16 protein-coding genes and 1 other annotated feature are annotated in these 17,797 nt (G+C 43.7%); of the genes, 13 read left to right on the forward strand and 3 right to left on the reverse strand.

What is annotated here, in order from left to right; genetic code table 11:
- Positions 1 to 3: 3 nt before the first annotated feature.
- From ssuE to JCM16418_RS09845, 6 genes are all read left to right on the forward strand, one after another.
- On the forward strand, positions 4 to 591 hold the full coding sequence (gene ssuE / locus JCM16418_RS09820) for an NADPH-dependent FMN reductase (protein ID WP_052020178.1): 588 nt from the start codon (positions 4 to 6) through the stop codon (positions 589 to 591).
- Between the two features lie 356 nt (positions 592 to 947).
- Complete coding sequence (gene tsaE, locus JCM16418_RS09825) at positions 948 to 1,448, forward strand: tRNA (adenosine(37)-N6)-threonylcarbamoyltransferase complex ATPase subunit type 1 TsaE (protein ID WP_052020179.1); 501 nt, start codon at positions 948 to 950, stop codon at positions 1,446 to 1,448.
- Complete coding sequence (gene tsaB, locus JCM16418_RS09830; RefSeq protein ID WP_036648194.1) at positions 1,438 to 2,220, forward strand: tRNA (adenosine(37)-N6)-threonylcarbamoyltransferase complex dimerization subunit type 1 TsaB; 783 nt, start codon at positions 1,438 to 1,440, stop codon at positions 2,218 to 2,220. Before tsaE ends, tsaB begins: the two co-directional genes overlap by 11 nt.
- 19 nt (positions 2,221 to 2,239) lie before the next feature.
- Positions 2,240 to 2,758, forward strand: coding sequence for a ribosomal protein S18-alanine N-acetyltransferase (rimI, locus tag JCM16418_RS09835; protein ID WP_036648196.1), 519 nt, complete (start codon positions 2,240 to 2,242; stop codon positions 2,756 to 2,758).
- A complete protein-coding gene (gene tsaD, locus JCM16418_RS09840; protein ID WP_036648198.1) occupies positions 2,755 to 3,804 on the forward strand; it encodes a tRNA (adenosine(37)-N6)-threonylcarbamoyltransferase complex transferase subunit TsaD in 1,050 nt (349 codons plus the stop codon). The genes rimI and tsaD overlap by 4 nt, the downstream gene beginning before the upstream one ends.
- 483 nt (positions 3,805 to 4,287) lie before the next feature.
- Positions 4,288 to 4,584 (forward strand) — a binding site (T-box leader).
- Positions 4,585 to 4,822: 238 nt separating this feature from the next.
- Complete coding sequence (locus JCM16418_RS09845) at positions 4,823 to 6,367, forward strand: 2-isopropylmalate synthase (RefSeq protein ID WP_036648201.1); 1,545 nt, start codon at positions 4,823 to 4,825, stop codon at positions 6,365 to 6,367.
- Between the two features lie 454 nt (positions 6,368 to 6,821).
- Here the strand turns inward: JCM16418_RS09845 and JCM16418_RS09850 are convergent, their stop codons facing one another.
- Positions 6,822 to 8,774 carry an ABC-F family ATP-binding cassette domain-containing protein gene (locus JCM16418_RS09850; protein WP_036648203.1) on the reverse strand — a complete coding sequence of 651 codons (1,953 nt, stop codon included), beginning with the start codon at positions 8,772 to 8,774 and terminating at the stop codon, positions 6,822 to 6,824.
- Between the two features lie 169 nt (positions 8,775 to 8,943).
- Between JCM16418_RS09850 and JCM16418_RS09855 the strand changes: the two genes are divergently transcribed.
- The 7 genes from JCM16418_RS09855 to groL all read left to right on the forward strand — a co-directional run bounded on the left by JCM16418_RS09855 (position 8,944) and on the right by groL (position 14,263).
- Complete coding sequence (locus JCM16418_RS09855; RefSeq protein ID WP_036648206.1) at positions 8,944 to 9,591, forward strand: 5-formyltetrahydrofolate cyclo-ligase; 648 nt, start codon at positions 8,944 to 8,946, stop codon at positions 9,589 to 9,591.
- Positions 9,572 to 10,045 (forward strand): cyclic pyranopterin monophosphate synthase MoaC, encoded by a 474-nt coding sequence (moaC, locus tag JCM16418_RS09860; RefSeq protein ID WP_036648208.1) that lies wholly within the window; start codon positions 9,572 to 9,574, stop codon positions 10,043 to 10,045. Before JCM16418_RS09855 ends, moaC begins: the two co-directional genes overlap by 20 nt.
- Positions 10,046 to 10,117: 72 nt before the next feature.
- Positions 10,118 to 10,603, forward strand: a complete 486-nt coding sequence (locus JCM16418_RS09865) for a MogA/MoaB family molybdenum cofactor biosynthesis protein (RefSeq protein WP_036648210.1) — start codon at positions 10,118 to 10,120, stop codon at positions 10,601 to 10,603.
- 203 nt (positions 10,604 to 10,806) lie between these two features.
- A complete protein-coding gene (locus tag JCM16418_RS25775; protein ID WP_036648213.1) occupies positions 10,807 to 11,103 on the forward strand; it encodes a twin-arginine translocase TatA/TatE family subunit in 297 nt (98 codons plus the stop codon).
- A gap of 90 nt (positions 11,104 to 11,193) precedes the next feature.
- Positions 11,194 to 11,973: a twin-arginine translocase subunit TatC gene (gene tatC, locus JCM16418_RS09875; protein WP_036648216.1), complete on the forward strand. Its 780-nt coding sequence runs from the start codon at positions 11,194 to 11,196 to the stop codon at positions 11,971 to 11,973.
- Positions 11,974 to 12,289: 316 nt separating this feature from the next.
- Positions 12,290 to 12,571, forward strand: coding sequence for a co-chaperone GroES (gene groES, locus JCM16418_RS09880; RefSeq protein ID WP_036648220.1), 282 nt, complete (start codon positions 12,290 to 12,292; stop codon positions 12,569 to 12,571).
- Positions 12,572 to 12,631: 60 nt separating this feature from the next.
- A complete protein-coding gene (gene groL, locus JCM16418_RS09885) occupies positions 12,632 to 14,263 on the forward strand; it encodes a chaperonin GroEL (protein WP_036648223.1) in 1,632 nt (543 codons plus the stop codon).
- A gap of 92 nt (positions 14,264 to 14,355) precedes the next feature.
- Here the strand turns inward: groL and JCM16418_RS09890 are convergent, their stop codons facing one another.
- Both JCM16418_RS09890 and JCM16418_RS09895 read right to left on the reverse strand, forming a co-directional pair.
- Positions 14,356 to 15,951 carry a response regulator gene (locus tag JCM16418_RS09890; protein WP_036648226.1) on the reverse strand — a complete coding sequence of 532 codons (1,596 nt, stop codon included), beginning with the start codon at positions 15,949 to 15,951 and terminating at the stop codon, positions 14,356 to 14,358.
- Entirely contained in the window at positions 15,948 to 17,591 is a 1,644-nt protein-coding gene (locus JCM16418_RS09895; protein ID WP_242403770.1) for a sensor histidine kinase, read from the reverse strand. The genes JCM16418_RS09890 and JCM16418_RS09895 overlap by 4 nt, the downstream gene beginning before the upstream one ends.
- Between the last annotated feature and the right edge of the window lie 206 nt (positions 17,592 to 17,797).

Genomic DNA, 17,797 nt, shown 5'->3' on the forward strand with positions numbered 1-17,797 from the left:
AGCGTGACACAAATCGCAATTATTATTGGTAGTCCGACGCATCAGTCGCGATTGTATGGTTTAACGGAGTATGTGCAGGAGAAGCTGAAGCGCCACGGGTTTCAAATTAGCATTGTATCCGCTGCGGATCTTCCTGCAGAGGATTTACTTCGGGCAAACTTTGCAAGTCCCGCGATACAGCAAGCGCTGGCCGTGATTAATCAAGCTGACGGTGTAATCATAGCCAGCCCTGTTTACAAAGCCGCCTATTCAGGTGTGCTCAAGACGATGCTTGATCTCATTCCTGAGAAGGGGTTGAAGCGTAAAATCATCTTTCCACTCTTTATAGCAGGTACGATATCACATCTGTTAGCGGTTGATTATGCTTTGAAGCCTGTGATAGCAGCGTTAGGTGGAACTCATATTGCAGCAGGTGTATTTGCAGTTGATCAATGGATTACTCGCACTGAAGAGGGTGGGTACCAATTGAGTGATGAGTTAAAACTCCGACTTGACCTCTCCATTCATGAATGGGCTGCTGAGCTTATTGCTAGGGAAAATAATACATCAGTTACTGCATTGCCCGAAGTTCAAGCTGCCGCTGTAAATTAGGCTTGTGTTAAAGAAAAAAATGTACAAATCAGACTATACTCCGCAGGCGTCGATATCGTTGCGGAGCATAGTCTGATTTTTTTGTAATATGAATACTGATTGTACATATGTAGAGGGTTATCTACTATTTATGCCGAAAGCGTTACAGATCGCTACATGATATAGATCAATTCATTCATATTATTGAGCCTTATAAGTCTAAACTATAGTTATAGATTGAAATTCATAGAAATTAGAAGGGATCATTTTACATTAGGGGAAATTGCACATCGCTGCCGCTCCTTGCGGGGGCAAGCATTGACCGATATAATGAAGGACGAGTTAAGTAGTGAAATGAAGCCGAAGGTGGGTCAACATTGGAAGCAAATCATGACGGGAAACCGTTTATATATCGCTCATGCGGACCTGAGGACACCGCACTTTTAGCCGCATGGCTTGCAAATGCAGCAGTGCCGGGTACGGTCATTGGGCTAGACGGTGATCTGGGGGCGGGGAAAACCGCATTTTCACAAGCCTTTGCGAAGCAATTAGGGGTACGTGGCATTGTGAACAGCCCTACATTTACAATTATTAAAGAGTATGAAGGACGACTGCCCTTTTATCATATGGATGTGTACCGTATATCGCTTGAAGAAGCAGAGGATCTTGGACTGGATGAATATTTCTATGGAGATGGCGTGAGTCTGGTAGAGTGGGCGCAAATTATTACAGAGATGCTGCCTAAGCCACATCTGCATATTTTCATTGAAACGACAGGACCAGACGAACGGAAAATTACAGTTGAGGGTTTTGGAGATCCTTATATAAAATGGTGCAGCAGCCTCAACGAGAATGGAGTCTTACACAATGAATCATGAAAACTCGCAGCCGCTTCGGCGGTTCTTGGTGCTGGATACATCCACAGCCTGCCTGGCTTTGGCGGTTATGGAGAATGACCGAGTGCTCCACGCCCTGAAGGCTTCGGGTGAGCGTAATCATTCGGTGCATTTGTTACCTTTAACGAAAAAAGTATTGCAAGAAGCAGGCATAGCCATGTCAGAACTGGATGGCATTGCCGTTGGCGTTGGACCGGGTTCTTATACCGGCACTCGTATTGCTGTGACTGGGGCGAAGACGCTTGCCTGGGCCTCCAATATTCCTATTTCTGGTATTTCCAGTATACATGCACTTGCGTGGAGCGGGCTAGAAACGGGTCTCGCAAAGCTAACTTCGGTGGATGAAAAATTACGCTGGATCGTTCCGATGATAGATGCTAGACGCGGTCAGGCATATACCGCTCTTTTTACCACACAAGGGCAAAAGCAGCCTCTTCGTATGAAGGATGACGGCATCCGTCTTATGCAGCAGTGGCTGGAAGAACTGGAGCTATTGCTTGAGCAGACACCCCAGGAAGAACAACCTGATGAAATATGGTTTGTTGGTGAACCTAATCAGCATATTGAACTGCTTGAACAGCCACGTTTACTCATGGATGGTAAAATTCATATCATCCCTTGTGATATGGAGGGAGCGCCTGTTGGACGACTTGGAGCAGATACGTTGATGCAAGGAAATTATGATGATTTGCATACATTAGTGCCTAACTATACGCAGCTTGCAGAGGCCGAGAAGCTTCTCCATAAGCCGTGAAGGGAGTCTTTAAATAGTCATGGAAGAGGAGAGAACACAAGAGAATTCGGGCTTAACTTTCCGAGTGATGAAGGTAGAGGATATTCCGAACGTTATGGTGATTGAGCATGAAGCTTTTACCCTCCCTTGGACGGAGGAAGCATTCCATAATGAGCTTATTCATAATCATTTTGCTCGTTATATGATTATGGAGTGGGAGGGTCATACCATTGGTTATGCTGGAATGTGGACTATTATTGACGAGGCTCATGTGACGAATGTTGCCGTACTCGAAGCCTATCGAGGCCGTAAATGGGGAGAGCGACTATTAACAGAATTAATGGATATGGCATCGCGGATGGGTATGATACGAATGACGCTTGAAGTCCGAGTGTCTAATTACGTGGCGCAGCATTTATATCAGAAAAAAGGATTCGAGCCTGCCGGTCTCCGTAAGGGTTATTATTCGGATAACCAAGAGGATGCCATGATTATGTGGGCAGAGCTACCTGCAGCTCCGCATGATGATAGCGAGGAAGGAAGCGTAACTTACGAATGAATGAACAACTTGAACAGGAACAATATCAACCCTGCTATATACTTTCGGTAGAGACAAGCTGTGATGAAACAGCCGTTGCGGTTATTAAGGATGGTAAAGAGGTACTCAGTAATGTAGTAGCTAGTCAGATTGAGTCACATAAGGCGTTTGGAGGCGTCGTTCCGGAGGTCGCCTCGCGCAAGCATGTCGAAACGATTACTTTAATGCTCGAAGAAGCTGTGACAGCCTCAGGAATTAGCATGCAAGATCTATCGGCCATTGCGGTAACGCAAGGACCGGGACTTGTAGGTGCGTTGCTCGTAGGCGTTGTCGCAGCAACAAGCCTTGCACTTGCACTCTCGAAACCGCTTATTGGTACACATCATATTGCTGGGCATATATATGCCAATGCACTTGTAGCGGATATTAAATATCCATGCATGGCGCTTGTCGTTTCAGGTGGACATACAGAGCTTGTCCATATTCCGCGCGAAGGGCATTTCGAAGTCATCGGTCGTACAAGGGATGATGCCGTAGGCGAGGCTTATGACAAGGTCGCTCGTGCGATAGGTTTTCCTTATCCAGGTGGTCCTTATGTGGATCGCCTTGCTATGGCGTCGGAAGAATCAATTGATTTGCCACGTTCATGGCTTGAGCCGAATTCTTACGATTTCAGTTTCAGTGGATTGAAGTCTGCTGTGCTCAATGTAGTGAATCAGCGCAAAATGCGTGGTGAACCGCCGATGGAAGGTGCCATCGCACGTGGATTCCAGGAATCTGTGGTAGAAGTGCTTGTCACTAAAGCAATTCGTGCTGTTAAAGCATATGAAGTGAAGCAGCTCCTATTATGCGGTGGTGTAGCGGCGAATCGTGGAATACGAGCGGAACTCACTCGTGTCTGCGAGCAAGAAGGAATCGAGCTTCTCATTCCGCCGTTTGAATATTGCACCGATAATGGGGCTATGATAGGTGCAGCAGCTTATTTGAAATGGAAGCATCAGCAGTTCAATGATTTAGATATGAAAGCTTCACCCCAATTATCGCTGGAAGAATGGTCAGTGAATTAGCCGTATAGATAAAGGGGATTATTTAGGTATCTACCCTATTGACATCTTTTGGATTATACCGTTATAATCATTAAAAATTACTGATTTGATATGACAGCAAACGCGATGAACAGAAGTAGTAAGGATATTCCGGGATGATAGAGAGCTGCGGGTTGGTGCAACGCAGTCGAAGGAACCTGAAACTCGTCTGGAAGCGGAGCAGTGGAACACGGCGCATGATTTTGTCCGCCGGACCGGTAGTGCACACCGGGAAAGTACATGGCTACGGTTAGCTCCGTGAGAAGGCATGCAGCTTTGCCAAACACTGAAGATTCAGTGAAGAGGTGAGCAGCTATTGAGGGGTTTTCTTATATTCCAGTAGTTCTAGGAATGGGAAAGCAACAAGAGTGGTACCGCGAAGGTTAACAGCCTGTCGTCTCTTGCATTACAGAGATGGCAGGCTTTTTTGTGCGCTTTTGAAGCAGAAATGTTTGATATATAGGTGAAAACGTGATGAACGGGAGCAAGTACAGGGGCAATGTCCACAGAGAGCTGCGGTTGGTGCGACGCAGTGACAGTAACCTTGGAAACTCGCCCGGAAGCGGGACGCTGGAACGTGGGAGATCGTAAGTCATAGATCATTCATGAGTAGAGTGTCAACGGCTAACCCCCGTTATAGCTTTTGCTAACTGTATTCGATCCGAATGGGTTTGTAAAAGATGAGTGGGGTGCCTAGGTTAATAGCCGCTAGGGCACCAACAAGAGTGGTACCGCGGAAGGTGAAGGCCTGTCGTCTCTTTGAATAAGAGATGGCAGGCTTTTTCTGTATGCTCTTAGGAGCATATGGTTATGCAAAGTGTTCCATCAACATGGGTGAGAGACGAAAATCAACATTAAATTGGGATGGTTATATGATGTTTTCGCTGCCGGCAGCAGTGGGTGGGAAAAGGCGGTCACAAGTCGACATGTGGCTGTGAAGTAGACATTTGAAGAGGCAAGAAGCCATAAATATAAATAACATTTCTGAGGAGGAAATAGGATGACTAACAAATCTAGAATTCAAATTTTTGATACAACACTGCGTGATGGAGAGCAGGCACCAGGTGCAAGTATACAGCCCGAACAGAAGCTGGCGCTGGCGATTAAGCTGGCTGAGCTTGGAGTCGATGTTATGGAGCCGGGTTTCCCGGTCTCAAGTCCTGGTGAGTTTGCTGCGGTTCAAGCGATCTCTAGAGAGCTTCAGCAGCTGGAAATCTGCGGATTTGCTAGAGCAGTTCGTGGTGATATTGATGCCGCGGTTAAAGCGACTCAAGATGCTGCGCGTCGTCGTATTCATCTATTCATCTCTTCTTCCGACATTCATCTGAAGCATCAGATGCGAATCAGTCGTAAGGAAGCTGTCGCTCTAGCTCGTGAAATGACAGCTTATGCAAAACAGTTCTCAGACATTGTTGAGTTTACAGCTATGGATGCGGCACGTACGAATATGGATGATCTGATTGAAATGGTTGAAGTCGCCATTGAAGAAGGAGCAACAATCATCAACCTGCCGGATACTGTAGGCTACGCTCTGCCCCAGGAATATGGGGAAATGTTCCGCAGAGTTCGTGAGGGTGCACGTGGTGGAAAGAGCGTGCAATACAGCGCGCACTGTCATAATGATCTGGGTTTGGCCGTAGCTAACAGCTTGGCTGCTATCCAAAATGGTGCTTCACAAGTCGAGGTTACCATCAATGGTATTGGCGAGCGTACAGGTAACTGTGCGCTGGAAGAACTAGTTATGGCGATTGAAACTCGAAGTGATGTTCTAGATTTCTCTACAGGAATAGCAATCAATCAACTGTATGAAACATCTCGTCTGATCAGCAATGCGATGCATTTCCCAATGGCGTATAATAAGCCGATTGTGGGAAGAAATGCATTCCAGCATGAATCAGGTATTCATCAGGATGGACTACTGAAGGATCGGAGTACCTACGAAATTATGAATCCTGAGAAAATGGGCATTCCTCGTAACATGATCGTTCTAGGTAAGCATTCTGGACGACATGCATTGAAAGATCGTCTGGCACGCTACGGGATTGCAATGGAAGGTGCGGAGCTGAACAAACTGTATGATGATTTCAAAGAAACTGCCGATAAACAAAAGGTCGTCAGTGATGATCAGTTGCTGCAACTGGTAAGTCATACGCTAGGTAAACCAACCCAAATGTATGAACTAGGTGAAGTTCAGGTTATTGCAGGTAGTGGGCAGAACAGAGTTGCAGCCGTATCGCTTCGTCATCTGCATAGTCAGCAAGAAACCTCACATTCCTGCACAGGGAAGGGGCCTCTGGAAGCAGTCATCGCGGCCATTAGCCAAGGCATAGATGCTGAGATTATATTTGGGGATCTAGAACTACATTCACTGAGTGGCGGTGAGGATGCCCATGCAGAAGCGGCGATCACAGTTGAACGTAAGGGCAAGGTATACCGCGGAACAGCAAGTCATCAGGATATTGTCATGGCCGCAGGGCTAGCCTATGTGGCTGCATGCAACAGTGCTGTCCTATCTGCAAATGATATTGAAGCTGTAGAGGTGTAGGAAAAAAGCATTAGTCGAGATTACGATCCCGACTAATGCTTTTATTTGTGGATTCATTCGACATAAAAAGGTGTAATAATTAGGTTAGCCTATGCTTGTCAAGATGTGGACAACGTTATCCACATCTTCCAGCAAATTTGTGTGCAAAACGCTGAACTTCAAGTCAGAAGCGGACTTTAGAACTACTTGAAAGCGTGGATATTATTTTCATGTTAAATCTGTGTAAAATGTGGACAATGTGGATAACTTGGTGGATAAAAGTGGATATTCTTAAAAAAGGTTCATTTTATCCTAAAAAAAGGCCCCAAGGGCCATGGTAAAACCAGAGTTATGCACTTTTTATGGGGATAAGGTTGTGTATAAGTGTATTTGTGAAAATAAAAAATATTTTTGGGACATTTGACAAAATTGTTTCTAACGACAATTGTTATCGCATTGTTTACCTATCGCACTATTATTCTGCTGCTAGTGTTTCCCATTCCTCATAGACCTCATCAAGCGTTGATTTCTTCTGCTCCTGTTGTTTCTGATGCTCCTGAAGGGCCATATAATCTTGAAACACTTCCGGTCGTGCCATTTCAGCTTCTAATGCTGCTATTTCATTCTCAAGCGTCTGAATTTGTTCCTCCAGCGAGGTAAGCTTACGCTGACGGGTACGTTCTTCACGTTTGGCTTGTTTATCAGCTTCAAAAGAAGCAACGCCTGGTTTATCAGACGCATCAGCGGATGTATCTGTTTTCGAAGATTTAGAGCTACTACTTTGCTCCATCGCCTCCAGCTTCAATTCGGCAAGTTCCTGCTTTTTAGCCGTATAATCGTCATAATTTCCTAGGAACAGATCCGCTCCCTCAGGATGTAGTTCGATCACACGTTCAGCCATTTTATTCAAAAAATAACGGTCATGCGAAATAAACAGTAACGTTCCTTCATAATCAATCAGTGCAGATTCCAACACTTCTCTACTATAAAGGTCGAGATGGTTCGTAGGCTCATCCAGAATGAGCATGTTTGCTTCTAGAAGCATCAGCTTGGCTAGCGAGACACGGGCTTTTTCTCCACCGCTGAGCGCAGCAATTTTCTTAAGTACATCCTCACCGCTAAATAGGAAGTTACCCAGAACCGTACGAATTCTAGCTTCCTCCATATGAGGATATTCGCTCCATAGTTCTTCCAGCACGGTATTATTCGAATTAAGGTTGGTTTGTTCCTGATCGTAGTAGGCAAGTTTAACCTTGGTACCCCACTGAATCGTACCTTCCGCGGGACGGTTAGTTCCAGTCATACATTTAAGCAGTGTGGACTTACCAATACCGTTAGGGCCGATTAGGGCTACAGTCTCACCGCGCCGCATATCAAAAGAAACATGACGGAAAAGGAACTGTGGAGGCTCGAAAGAAACCGCGAGATCCTTGACTTGTACGACTTCTTTGCCTGACATATATTCGACTTCAAAAGAAAAGTGAGCTCTCTTCAGATCACCTAAGGGTTTATCCAATCGATCCATGCGATCCAAAGCCTTGCGGCGGCTTTGCGCACGTTTGGTTGTGGAAGCTCGAACGATATTTTGCTGGACAAACGTTTCCATTCTGGAGATCTCATCCTGTTGCTTCTCATATTGCTTCATCTGCGACTCATATTCGGCAGCTTTAAGCTCCGTGTAACGACTATAGTTACCTGTATAGCGCTTCGCCTGATGACGTTCAATCTCCACAATGGTGGTCACCAGTCGGTCAAGGAAATACCGGTCATGGGAAACAACAAGTAGGGCACCTGAATAAGCACGCAGATAGTCTTCTAGCCAAGTCAGCGTTTGAATGTCCAAATGGTTGGTAGGCTCATCGAGCATAAGTAGGTCAGGAGCCAGTAGAAGAATACGAGCGAGTGCTAACCGGGTTTTCTGACCTCCACTTAGTGTATTAACAGATGTGTCCGGCGGGAAATCGCCAAAGCCCATGCCGTGTAATACACTGCGGATTCGCGTCTCCATTTCATAGCCGCCTTGATCCTTAAACATGTCCTGACGGACTGCGTAACGATCAAGCAAATCTTGATATTTCTTGGGGTTATCCATGAATGCAGGATCAGCAATTTGCTGCTCCATCGTACGTAATTCTTGTTCTGCTTCTATTAAAGGAGTAAATACGTTCAGCATTTCTTCCCAAATCGTACGATCGGAATGCAGTCCGCTATTTTGCGCTAAATAACCAATCGTTGTTTCTTTTGCTTTATAAATTTGTCCGCTGTCATAGGACATTTCACCCGCAAGAATTTTAAGTAACGTAGACTTACCAGCACCGTTAACGCCAACGAGTCCTACGCGCTCCTTTTCCAAAACTTGCAGATTAATTCCTTCTAGGACGGGAATAATTCCATATAATTTTTGAATACCAGCAGCTTGAAGAAGCATGTTCCGTGCGACCTCCATCTATCATGTTATGCTCATTAGTTTACATGAAAAAAAACGATTGCGCGACTAATGGGGCAGGACTTCGGGTCATCCTTGGCGAAAAGGACGCAACAGTGGTAAACTAAGAGCAAATCAACATATTCAGGATGATTGAGGAAGGCTGCTTGACATGAACCCTACAGATTCATTACAACAAAAGAAAGCCGAGTTGCGTAAAGTGATGGCTTCTGCGAGAAATACAGCTTCCGCTGAAGAACGATTTACCTGGTCGAAAGAGGCATGTGATCATGCCGCAGACTGGCTACAGTCTCGGTCGATCGAGAGCCTATTAGTGTATGTGCCTTTTCGTAGTGAGCTGGACACGCGTCCACTGATTGAGTGGGCTTGGCGGCAGGGAATCGATGTGTACGTTCCAAGGTGTATCCGCGAGACGTGCACAATGAATATGGTTCAGCTACGCGAATGGGATGAATTGATACATGGTGCATATGGCATAGCGGAACCGGATCCGCTTCGTTGCCAAGTAGCTGATCCAGACTTCGTCCCGGAAGCTGTAATCGTTCCCGGTCTAGCATTCGATCTCCTTGGAGGTCGTCTTGGATATGGGAGCGGCTATTACGACAGGTTACATGAAGAGCTCATGCGACTGGAGAAACTAGGTTCTAAGAAGTCTGTATGGATTGGGATAGGGTTCGATCTACAGGTTTTGCCCGAGATTCCAATGGCAGAGCTGGATGTACGTCTTCATAGCCTGATAACGGAGAATGGATTGCGAAGTGGCAATAAGGAGGAAGAAGATGGATCTGACACATTTTAACGAACAGGGTAGAGCAAAGATGGTAGATGTATCCGATAAAGAGGTCACCGTTCGAACAGCGGTTGCGAGCACGAAGGTGACGATGAACCCCGATACATTATCAAGAATTAAGGCTGGAAAAATCGGTAAGGGTGATGTGCTTGCTGTAGCTCAGGTAGCCGGTATTATGGCAGCTAAGAAGACATCGGACTGGATTCCAATGTGTCATCCACTTCCACTGTCCGGTATTAATATTCATTTTACAGATAACGATGATAATGAACTTTATATAGAAGGAACTGTGAAGACCACAGGTAAAACAGGTGTTGAGATGGAGGCACTGACTGCGGTCTCGGCTGCTGCACTTACCGTGTATGATATGTGTAAGGCACTGCAGAAGGATATGGTCATTGGTCCGACCTTACTCAATTCTAAGACCGGTGGCAAGAGCGGGGATTACCAACTAGAATCTTAAATAAGATTCGATTACATAGGAACGAAATCGTAGGGCGATACGTTCACAGATTAGAGGAGGAGGGATGATCATATGCTGTGGAAAACTGCGATCTTGACGGCAAGCGACAAAGGAGCCAGAGGTGAACGGGAAGATACGAGCGCCCAGGTCATCCGGGAGTTGGTAGAGGAGGAATTGGGCGGAGAAATTGTAGAGTACCGCATCGTTCCAGACGAGCTAGATGAAATCATTGCATCACTCATCGAACTAACGGATTATTTTCAAGCGAATTTGGTGCTAACGACGGGCGGGACAGAGCTTGCGATCCGCGATGTGACGCCTGAAGCGACAAGGCGAGTGATCGAGCGGGAAGTACCGGGGATGGCTGAAGCCATGCGGGCAGCCGTTATGCCTAAGAACAGCGCAGCAATGCTATTCAGAGGTATTTGCGGAATCCGAGGACGTACGTTAATCGTTAATCTGCCGGGGACTCCGAAGGGTGTTCACGAACATTTGGCAGCCATTATGGATCAACTACCTGAAGCGCTGCTCATGGTAACGGGTCAATATAAACAGTAGGAAATATTTACCCTACTATTTTCAAAATTGTCACACTTATCAGATAGGTATGTGATATCAGTTATGGTATGATGAATTTGTGGCAGAACTTTGTCTATTTCTTGTTATGATGTCGTTGCCACTCTTTTAAATGAACTAAGGAACTGCTTTCTTGTATAAGTTTGAACGAATGCAGACAAGGAAGTATCGAGAGGAGAATAAATATGCTAAGTGGAATCGGTGTACCAGGAATCATTCTACTGGTTATTTTGGCGCTACTGTTGTTCGGACCGAACAAGCTACCTGAATTGGGACGCGCTGTAGGACGTACATTCCGTGAGTTTAAAGATGGTGCTCGCGATATTATCGGTGAAGATGATCCAGCTCCGCGTAAGCAAGAAACACCAACACCTCAACCGCTGGCTTCTCAAAGTCAAACGTATGTTGCTGCTCCGGAGAAGACTCAGACTCCCGATGCTGAACCAATCACAGCTGATCATAATAAACGTCTTCCGGAATAAGCCGTTGCCGGATAGATTGAAGTAGATCCCTTCCTTTCGGGGAGGGATTTTGTTTTGTCTACAAGGCAGATGAAAATAGGTGGTGACAATATGCCAGGCAGGCAGGATGAAATGTCAATCGTCGATCACTTGGGCGAACTGCGCAAACGGATTATTTATATATTAATCGTGCTTGTAGTGGGTTTGATTATCGGTTTGTTCTGTGCCAACCCCGTTTATCAGTACTTAATAAGTGTCGACTCAGCTAAAGATATTCAGCTCCATGCATTTGCGTTCTGGGATGGTATCGGGATGTACATGAAGATCGCTATGGTGGTTGCACTTGTACTTGCCATTCCATTTACTGCTTTTCAGCTATGGGCTTTTGTCAGCCCGGGTCTGAGAGAAGTTGAACGTAGTGCCGCGCTGCGATATGTTCCTTATGTATTTATATTATTTTTAATCGGACTAGCGTTTGGATATTATGTGGTATTCCCTATGGCTCTGTCATTTACAACGACGATTACGAGGAATATGGGGCTGACGGAAACCTATGGGATTAGCCAGTACTTTAATTTCATGTTTACACTGGTTCTTCCGATTGCGTTACTCTTCGAGCTCCCACTCGTGGTGATGTTCCTGACGAAGCTGAGAATTTTGAATCCGAAGCGCTTACGCAAGATGCGGAAGCTTTCATATTTTGCTTTAGTATTTATAGCAGTGATTATTACGCCACCAGACTTTATTTCGGATTTCTTAGTGACGATACCACTTCTGATCTTGTATGAGTTCAGTGTGTTTCTGTCCTCAGTGGTATATCGTAAGCAGCTTGCTGCAGACGAGGCGGCAGAAGAACGTTACCGTTTTCCAGCCAATCCGGACTCTAAATAAAGAGAGTATTCTTTTTCCACTAGGGAGAAGAGTACTCTTTTTTCATGAAAAGATTATAGTTCAACAGGCATATTTTGGCTTACAGTGGATAGAATGATGGAGGGCAGAGGGAGCATAGCGTCTATTATGGGCTTAAATATAGAGATAGATTTATAAAACTCGGAAGATATTTGAAAAAAGAATAAAGAGGACTTGAAATCTGTGCCCAAGTTGAGTATCATAAAAGTTGTTAGCACTGAGACATGTCGAGTGCTAATACATACATGACAACAACAGTAACTTTATCACAACATATTAATTAAGGAGGCTATTTTTCATGATCAAACCTTTAGGTGACCGCGTTTTGGTAGAACCAATCGAACAAGAAGAAACAAATTCATTTGGGATTGTTCTTCCTGACTCTTCAAAAGAAAAGCCGCAAGAAGGTAAAATTATTGCTGTCGGCGGTGGCATTACTAAAGATGGTGCTCGTGTTCCTTTGGAAGTTAAAGAAGGCGACCGCGTATTGTTCTCTAAATATGCTGGAACAGAAATCAAATATGAAGGTAAAGAATATTTGATTATGAAAGAAAGCGACATTCATGCAATTGTAGGCTAAGTGCCTGTATATAGGAAGTATAGAACATTTTTATAATCCATTAGGGAGGTTTTTATCACAATGGCAAAAGATATTCGTTTCAGTGAAGATGCACGTCGCTCGATGCTTCGTGGTGTAGATGCTTTGGCAAACGCAGTAAAAGTTACGCTTGGACCGAAAGGCCGTAACGTTGTTCTTGAGAAAAAATTCGGAAGCCCGCTCATTACAAATGACGGTGTAACGATCGCAAAAGAAATCGAATTGGAAGATGCTTTCGAGAACATGGGCGCACAGCTCGTTAAAGAAGTAGCTACCAAGACAAATGATGTTGCCGGTGACGGTACAACAACTGCTACTGTTCTTGCTCAAGCGATGATTCGCGAAGGTCTGAAGAACGTAACTGCTGGTGCTAACCCAATGGTTATCCGCAAAGGTATTGAGAAAGCAGTTAAAGCAGCTGTAGCTGAATTGAAAAACATCGCTAATGAAGTTCAAGGCAAACATGAAATTGCACAAGTTGCTGCAATCTCTGCTGCTGACGAAGAAGTTGGCGAATTGATCGCTGAAGCTATGGAAAAAGTAGGTAAAGACGGTGTTATCACTGTTGAAGAATCCCGTGGATTCGCTACTGAGCTTGAAGTTGTTGAAGGTATGCAATTCGACCGCGGCTACATTTCTCCATACATGATCACAGATACGGATAAGATGGAAGCCATTCTTGATAATCCTTACATCTTGATCACGGATAAGAAAATCAGCAGCACGCAAGAAATCTTGCCAATTCTTGAGAAGATCGTTCAACAAGCTAGACCGCTTGTGATCATCGCTGAAGATATCGAAGGCGAAGCTCAAGCTATGCTGATCGTAAACAAACTACGCGGAACATTCAATGCTGTTGCTGTTAAAGCTCCAGGCTTTGGTGACCGTCGTGAAGCAATGCTACAAGACATCGCTGCTTTGACTGGTGGTCAAGTGATCACTGAGAAACTTGGTCTTGATTTGAAGAGCACTTCAATCGAGCAACTGGGTAACGCTCGTCAAGTGCGCGTAACGAAAGAAAACACGACAATTGTAGATGGCAGTGGCGACAAGAACGATATCAGCGCTCGCATCTCACAAATTCGTGCTCAACTGGAAGAAACAACTTCCGAGTTCGACAAAGAGAAGCTGCAAGAGCGTCTAGCTAAATTGGCTGGTGGCGTAGCAGTAATCAAAGTCGGAGCTGCAACTGAAACAGAACTTAAAGAGCGCAAACTTCGCATCGAAGATGCCTTGAACGCAACTCGCGCTGCGGTTGAAGAAGGTATCGTATCCGGTGGTGGTACTGCACTTGTGAACGTATATGGTGCTGTAGCTGCTGTAGACGTGACTGGCGACGAAAAAACAGGCGTGAACATTGTTCTACGCGCTTTGGAAGAGCCAATCCGTACAATCGCAGCTAACGCTGGTCAAGAAGGTTCCGTAATCGTGGATCGCTTGAAGAAAGAAAAAGTAGGCATCGGATATAACGCTGCTACGGACGAGTGGGTTAACATGTTCGAAGCAGGTATCGTTGACCCTGCTAAAGTAACACGTTCTGCTCTTCAAAACGCTGCATCTGTAGCTGCAATGTTCCTGACTACTGAAGCGGTAATCGCTGATAAGCCAGAACCAGAAAAAGCAGCCGGCATGCCTGATATGGGCGGCATGGGTGGTATGGGCGGCATGATGTAATAAGGCTGATAAAGCCTTATGCATCAAGCGTTTTCCATATTAATTTAATAAGGCCTCTCAGGTTTCATACCTGAGAGGCCTTTTACATTTCTTTAATTTATAGTATTACGATATTGGTTGGGTGTCACCCCAGTATATTTTTTGAAAACCTGAAAGAAATATTTATCATCGTTGTAACCGACGCTATGTGCAATTTCCGTGAGTTTTAAGCTTCGGTTATGTAAATATTCGCAGGCCTTATCAATACGGATATGATGTAAATATTCCAGGAAACTCATTTTCATTTCTTGCTTGAAGAGTAAACTTAAATAACCCGGCGTAATAAATACTTCACGAGCAACAGTTTCCCGGTTGATATCTTTAGTGTAATTGGTTTGAACATAATCAAGAGCACTTTGAAATAATTTGTTTGTGTTTTTCCGGTTACTTAGTTTATCTGAAATCGTGAGAAGTAAGTCATAGAGCAGGTTTTGAATCAGTTCCAAGCTGGATTGAGACATAATATGGGACAATTTGATCAAATCATCTCCAAATATCTCTCCGGTATTTAAATTTTTCTCGACACAGGTCTTATACAATGTAAACACCAAGGCAATCATGGATCGTACGATATGTTCTTTCGAGCTACTCTCGGGTTTGAGCGCATTGTTAAATTCTTTCAGATGGTTAAGTAATTCTTCTTGCTTCCCCTGAAACAGAGCTTGTAATATTGCTTTCTCCTCTGTTAAAGGATATGAAGAGTGATCAGGATCATCGATGGAGGTCGTATAATCTACGATTTTCGCCAAACCCATGTAATATCGATGGTTGAGGGCTCTTGTTGCTTCCCTATACGAGATGTTTAAATGCCTGACAGATGCTTCAATACTTCCTATCCCAATTGAAACTTCAAAATTGAGATGTTGCTGCACATTCCGTTGTATTTCCTGAGCCAAAGGGGTCAAAGTCCCTGAACTAATTAACTCTTCGCTGTTAAGAATGAGTACGATATCATCCTGATGCTCAAACGCAGCACACATATAAAAAGTAGATGTTGTTTCCTCGGCAATATTTTTGAGGCTGTATTTATATAATTCAATATCTTCGGGACCATACCGTTGCTGAAGAGAATGGAAATTATCGATTTGTAAAACCATCACACCAAAGCATAGATGGGGAAATTCAATTTGGTTAAGTCGTAAAATTGAAAATAGCTGATTAAAGGGCGGATTGGCCGTTGTAACAAGCTTTCTTAAGGTATCTTCTTTTAAAAGAGGGAAGCTCTCACGAAATCCCATGTTTAACTTTTCAAGTGTAAGTTCCTGACGTCTTTGCGATTCAATAATATTAGCTAATTTTATAACGGTGTCCAAAATTTCTTGGGTGCGACTTGGCTTAAGCAAATACTCGGTAACACCAAATTGTATGGCTTTTTTGGCAAAAGAGAACTCGTCAAAACCGCTCATAACGACACATTTGATATGAGGATAATCTCTAGCGACATGCTCAATTAAGGTTAGTCCATCCATCTCTGGCATTCGAATATCTGTAATCAGAATATCAATCTCAATGACCTTGAGCTGCTCCAACGCTTCGATACCGTCCCTGGCTTCAGCTTGGATGCTCACCCCGTATTTGCCCCAATTGATTAATGTCCTTATTCCGGTACGCGCTCGTTCCTCGTCATCCACAATCATGATTCGAATCATTTTGTTTCCTCCTGGTCAGCAAGAATTGCGGGGATTATTAGTTCCACTTGGGTACCTCGTCCAACTTGGCTATCGAAGCGAAGTTGATAGTTGTCGTTGTAATAGTACTGAAGTCTGGAGATGATATTTGAGATTGCATACCCATTGGTATTGAAATCCGTATTAATATTGCTTTCAGGTTGGACCACTAATATATGCTGTAACGTATCCGCATTTATACCTGCTCCAGAATCCTCAATAAGAAATCGCATGCGATTGCCTATCAAATCACCGCTAACGGTTATACTGCCACCCCCTCTTTTTTGCTCGATGCCGTGAACGATCGCATTCTCAATGAAGGGTTGAAGAATCAACTTCATGATCACATAGTTATGGAGTTCGGATGAAATATTAATCTGGTACGTTAACGAATCCTTGAATCTCATTTTCTGCAAAGACAAATAGAGTTCAAGCATTTCAATCTCTCTCTCCACATTCGTAAAACTTTTTCCTCGGTTTAAACTTAAGCGAAACAATCGAGACAAATGGACAATCATCTCACTGATTTGGGATTGTCCTGCTGACTCTGCCTCCCAAAATATCATGTCCAGTGTATTGTAAAGAAAATGTGGATTGATCTGAGATTGAAGCGCCTTCAGTTCAGCTTCTCTTTCTTTTAATTGAAGTACATACACTTCATCCACTAATTTTTTAACGTTTTTGACCATTTTATTATAGCCCCGACTAAGATGACCGATTTCATCACGGTATTTAATATCGACGCGTTCCTCGAAATTCCCATTTTGAAATCTCTCCATGGAAGCGACAAGATTTTTGATAGGAGCGGTAATAATCGTGGTGAGGACCATCATAAATGGCAAGCTTAATAACAGACAAGCAAGAATAATAATGAAGACAAAAACTTTGATTGAACTGAGCTCTTTCGTCAAGATAGATAATGGCACAAGATATACAACCCGCCACCCGTTATCATTCATAGCGCTGTATGTAACAAGCAAATTTTGACCATTAACTTTGATTACGGCATCGCCAGACTCACTACTATGAATAATACTTTTAAATTGTATATCAGATGGGTTCGTGAAACTTGCTTCCATCCCAGCTTGAAGTAGAAAGGTTCCATTCTCATTAAGAATAACGATACCATGCATGTCATCATATAAATTTTTTAAATACTGTTCTCTTATCGTTTTCTGATTAATGCCCATGAAGATGAACCCGATGGGACTTCCATTGTGGATATTGCGAACGATTCGCGTCATACCAATCTTTTCATTTTGGTTATTTTGTATAAATACCGTATCAGAGCTATTGAGGGAAAACCAATAGGAGGCTCCGTTTTTTTTGCGTGCATTTTGATATATTTCAGTTCGTTGAATTTGCTTCAAGCTACCGGAGCCATTGCTTCCGTCTGTAGCTTCTTGAAAGATTGGATAATCTTTATCACCACCATAAAGCGCAAAATAGTCAAAATTTTTAGAAAACAACATTTGGTTCATAATTGAAGCGGTCGGCCCAGAGTACAATGAGGAATCCAGACGGTTTACACTTTGATTCTTTGTAACTAAAGCCTCCTGTATTTCGGGAGCTAGACTGAATACGGTTATCCAGTCTGAAATGCTTCTCTGCATTCCTGTCATATTGTTTCTAATTTCATTGACTATACCAAGATTAGTCATGCTAACTTTGTTTACAATTTGTTTGCTAGAGGTTTGGTAAGAATAGTAACCTAAAGTGATAGAAATTAGGATAATAAGCATATAAACAAATATAAAAATTTTATATTTCATACTTAAGTGCATATATAAGTTCTTCAGTACGTATGCCCTCATTTCTGTAAGCGTTT

The organism is Paenibacillus pini JCM 16418 (genome assembly GCF_000576305.1).
Classification (GTDB): domain Bacteria; phylum Bacillota; class Bacilli; order Paenibacillales; family Paenibacillaceae; genus Paenibacillus_AQ; species Paenibacillus_AQ pini.

Excerpts from the sequence above, each read along its gene's own strand:
- tatC (WP_036648216.1), top strand. The coding sequence starts at position 11,194 with ATGCCAGGCAGGCAGGATGAAATGTCAATCGTCGATCACTTGGGCGAA.
- JCM16418_RS09855 (WP_036648206.1), top strand. The coding sequence starts at position 8,944 with ATGAACCCTACAGATTCATTACAACAAAAGAAAGCCGAGTTGCGTAAA.
- JCM16418_RS09890 (WP_036648226.1), bottom strand. The coding sequence starts at position 15,951 with ATGATTCGAATCATGATTGTGGATGACGAGGAACGAGCGCGTACCGGA.
- moaC (WP_036648208.1), top strand. The coding sequence starts at position 9,572 with ATGGATCTGACACATTTTAACGAACAGGGTAGAGCAAAGATGGTAGAT.
- JCM16418_RS25775 (WP_036648213.1), top strand. The coding sequence starts at position 10,807 with ATGCTAAGTGGAATCGGTGTACCAGGAATCATTCTACTGGTTATTTTG.
- tsaD (WP_036648198.1), top strand. The coding sequence starts at position 2,755 with ATGAATGAACAACTTGAACAGGAACAATATCAACCCTGCTATATACTT.
- JCM16418_RS09845 (WP_036648201.1), top strand. The coding sequence starts at position 4,823 with ATGACTAACAAATCTAGAATTCAAATTTTTGATACAACACTGCGTGAT.
- JCM16418_RS09895 (WP_242403770.1), bottom strand. The coding sequence starts at position 17,591 with ATGACAGGAATGCAGAGAAGCATTTCAGACTGGATAACCGTATTCAGT.
- JCM16418_RS09865 (WP_036648210.1), top strand. The coding sequence starts at position 10,118 with ATGCTGTGGAAAACTGCGATCTTGACGGCAAGCGACAAAGGAGCCAGA.
- rimI (WP_036648196.1), top strand. The coding sequence starts at position 2,240 with ATGGAAGAGGAGAGAACACAAGAGAATTCGGGCTTAACTTTCCGAGTG.
- groL (WP_036648223.1), top strand. The coding sequence starts at position 12,632 with ATGGCAAAAGATATTCGTTTCAGTGAAGATGCACGTCGCTCGATGCTT.
- groES (WP_036648220.1), top strand. The coding sequence starts at position 12,290 with ATGATCAAACCTTTAGGTGACCGCGTTTTGGTAGAACCAATCGAACAA.
- tsaB (WP_036648194.1), top strand. The coding sequence starts at position 1,438 with ATGAATCATGAAAACTCGCAGCCGCTTCGGCGGTTCTTGGTGCTGGAT.
- JCM16418_RS09850 (WP_036648203.1), bottom strand. The coding sequence starts at position 8,774 with ATGCTTCTTCAAGCTGCTGGTATTCAAAAATTATATGGAATTATTCCC.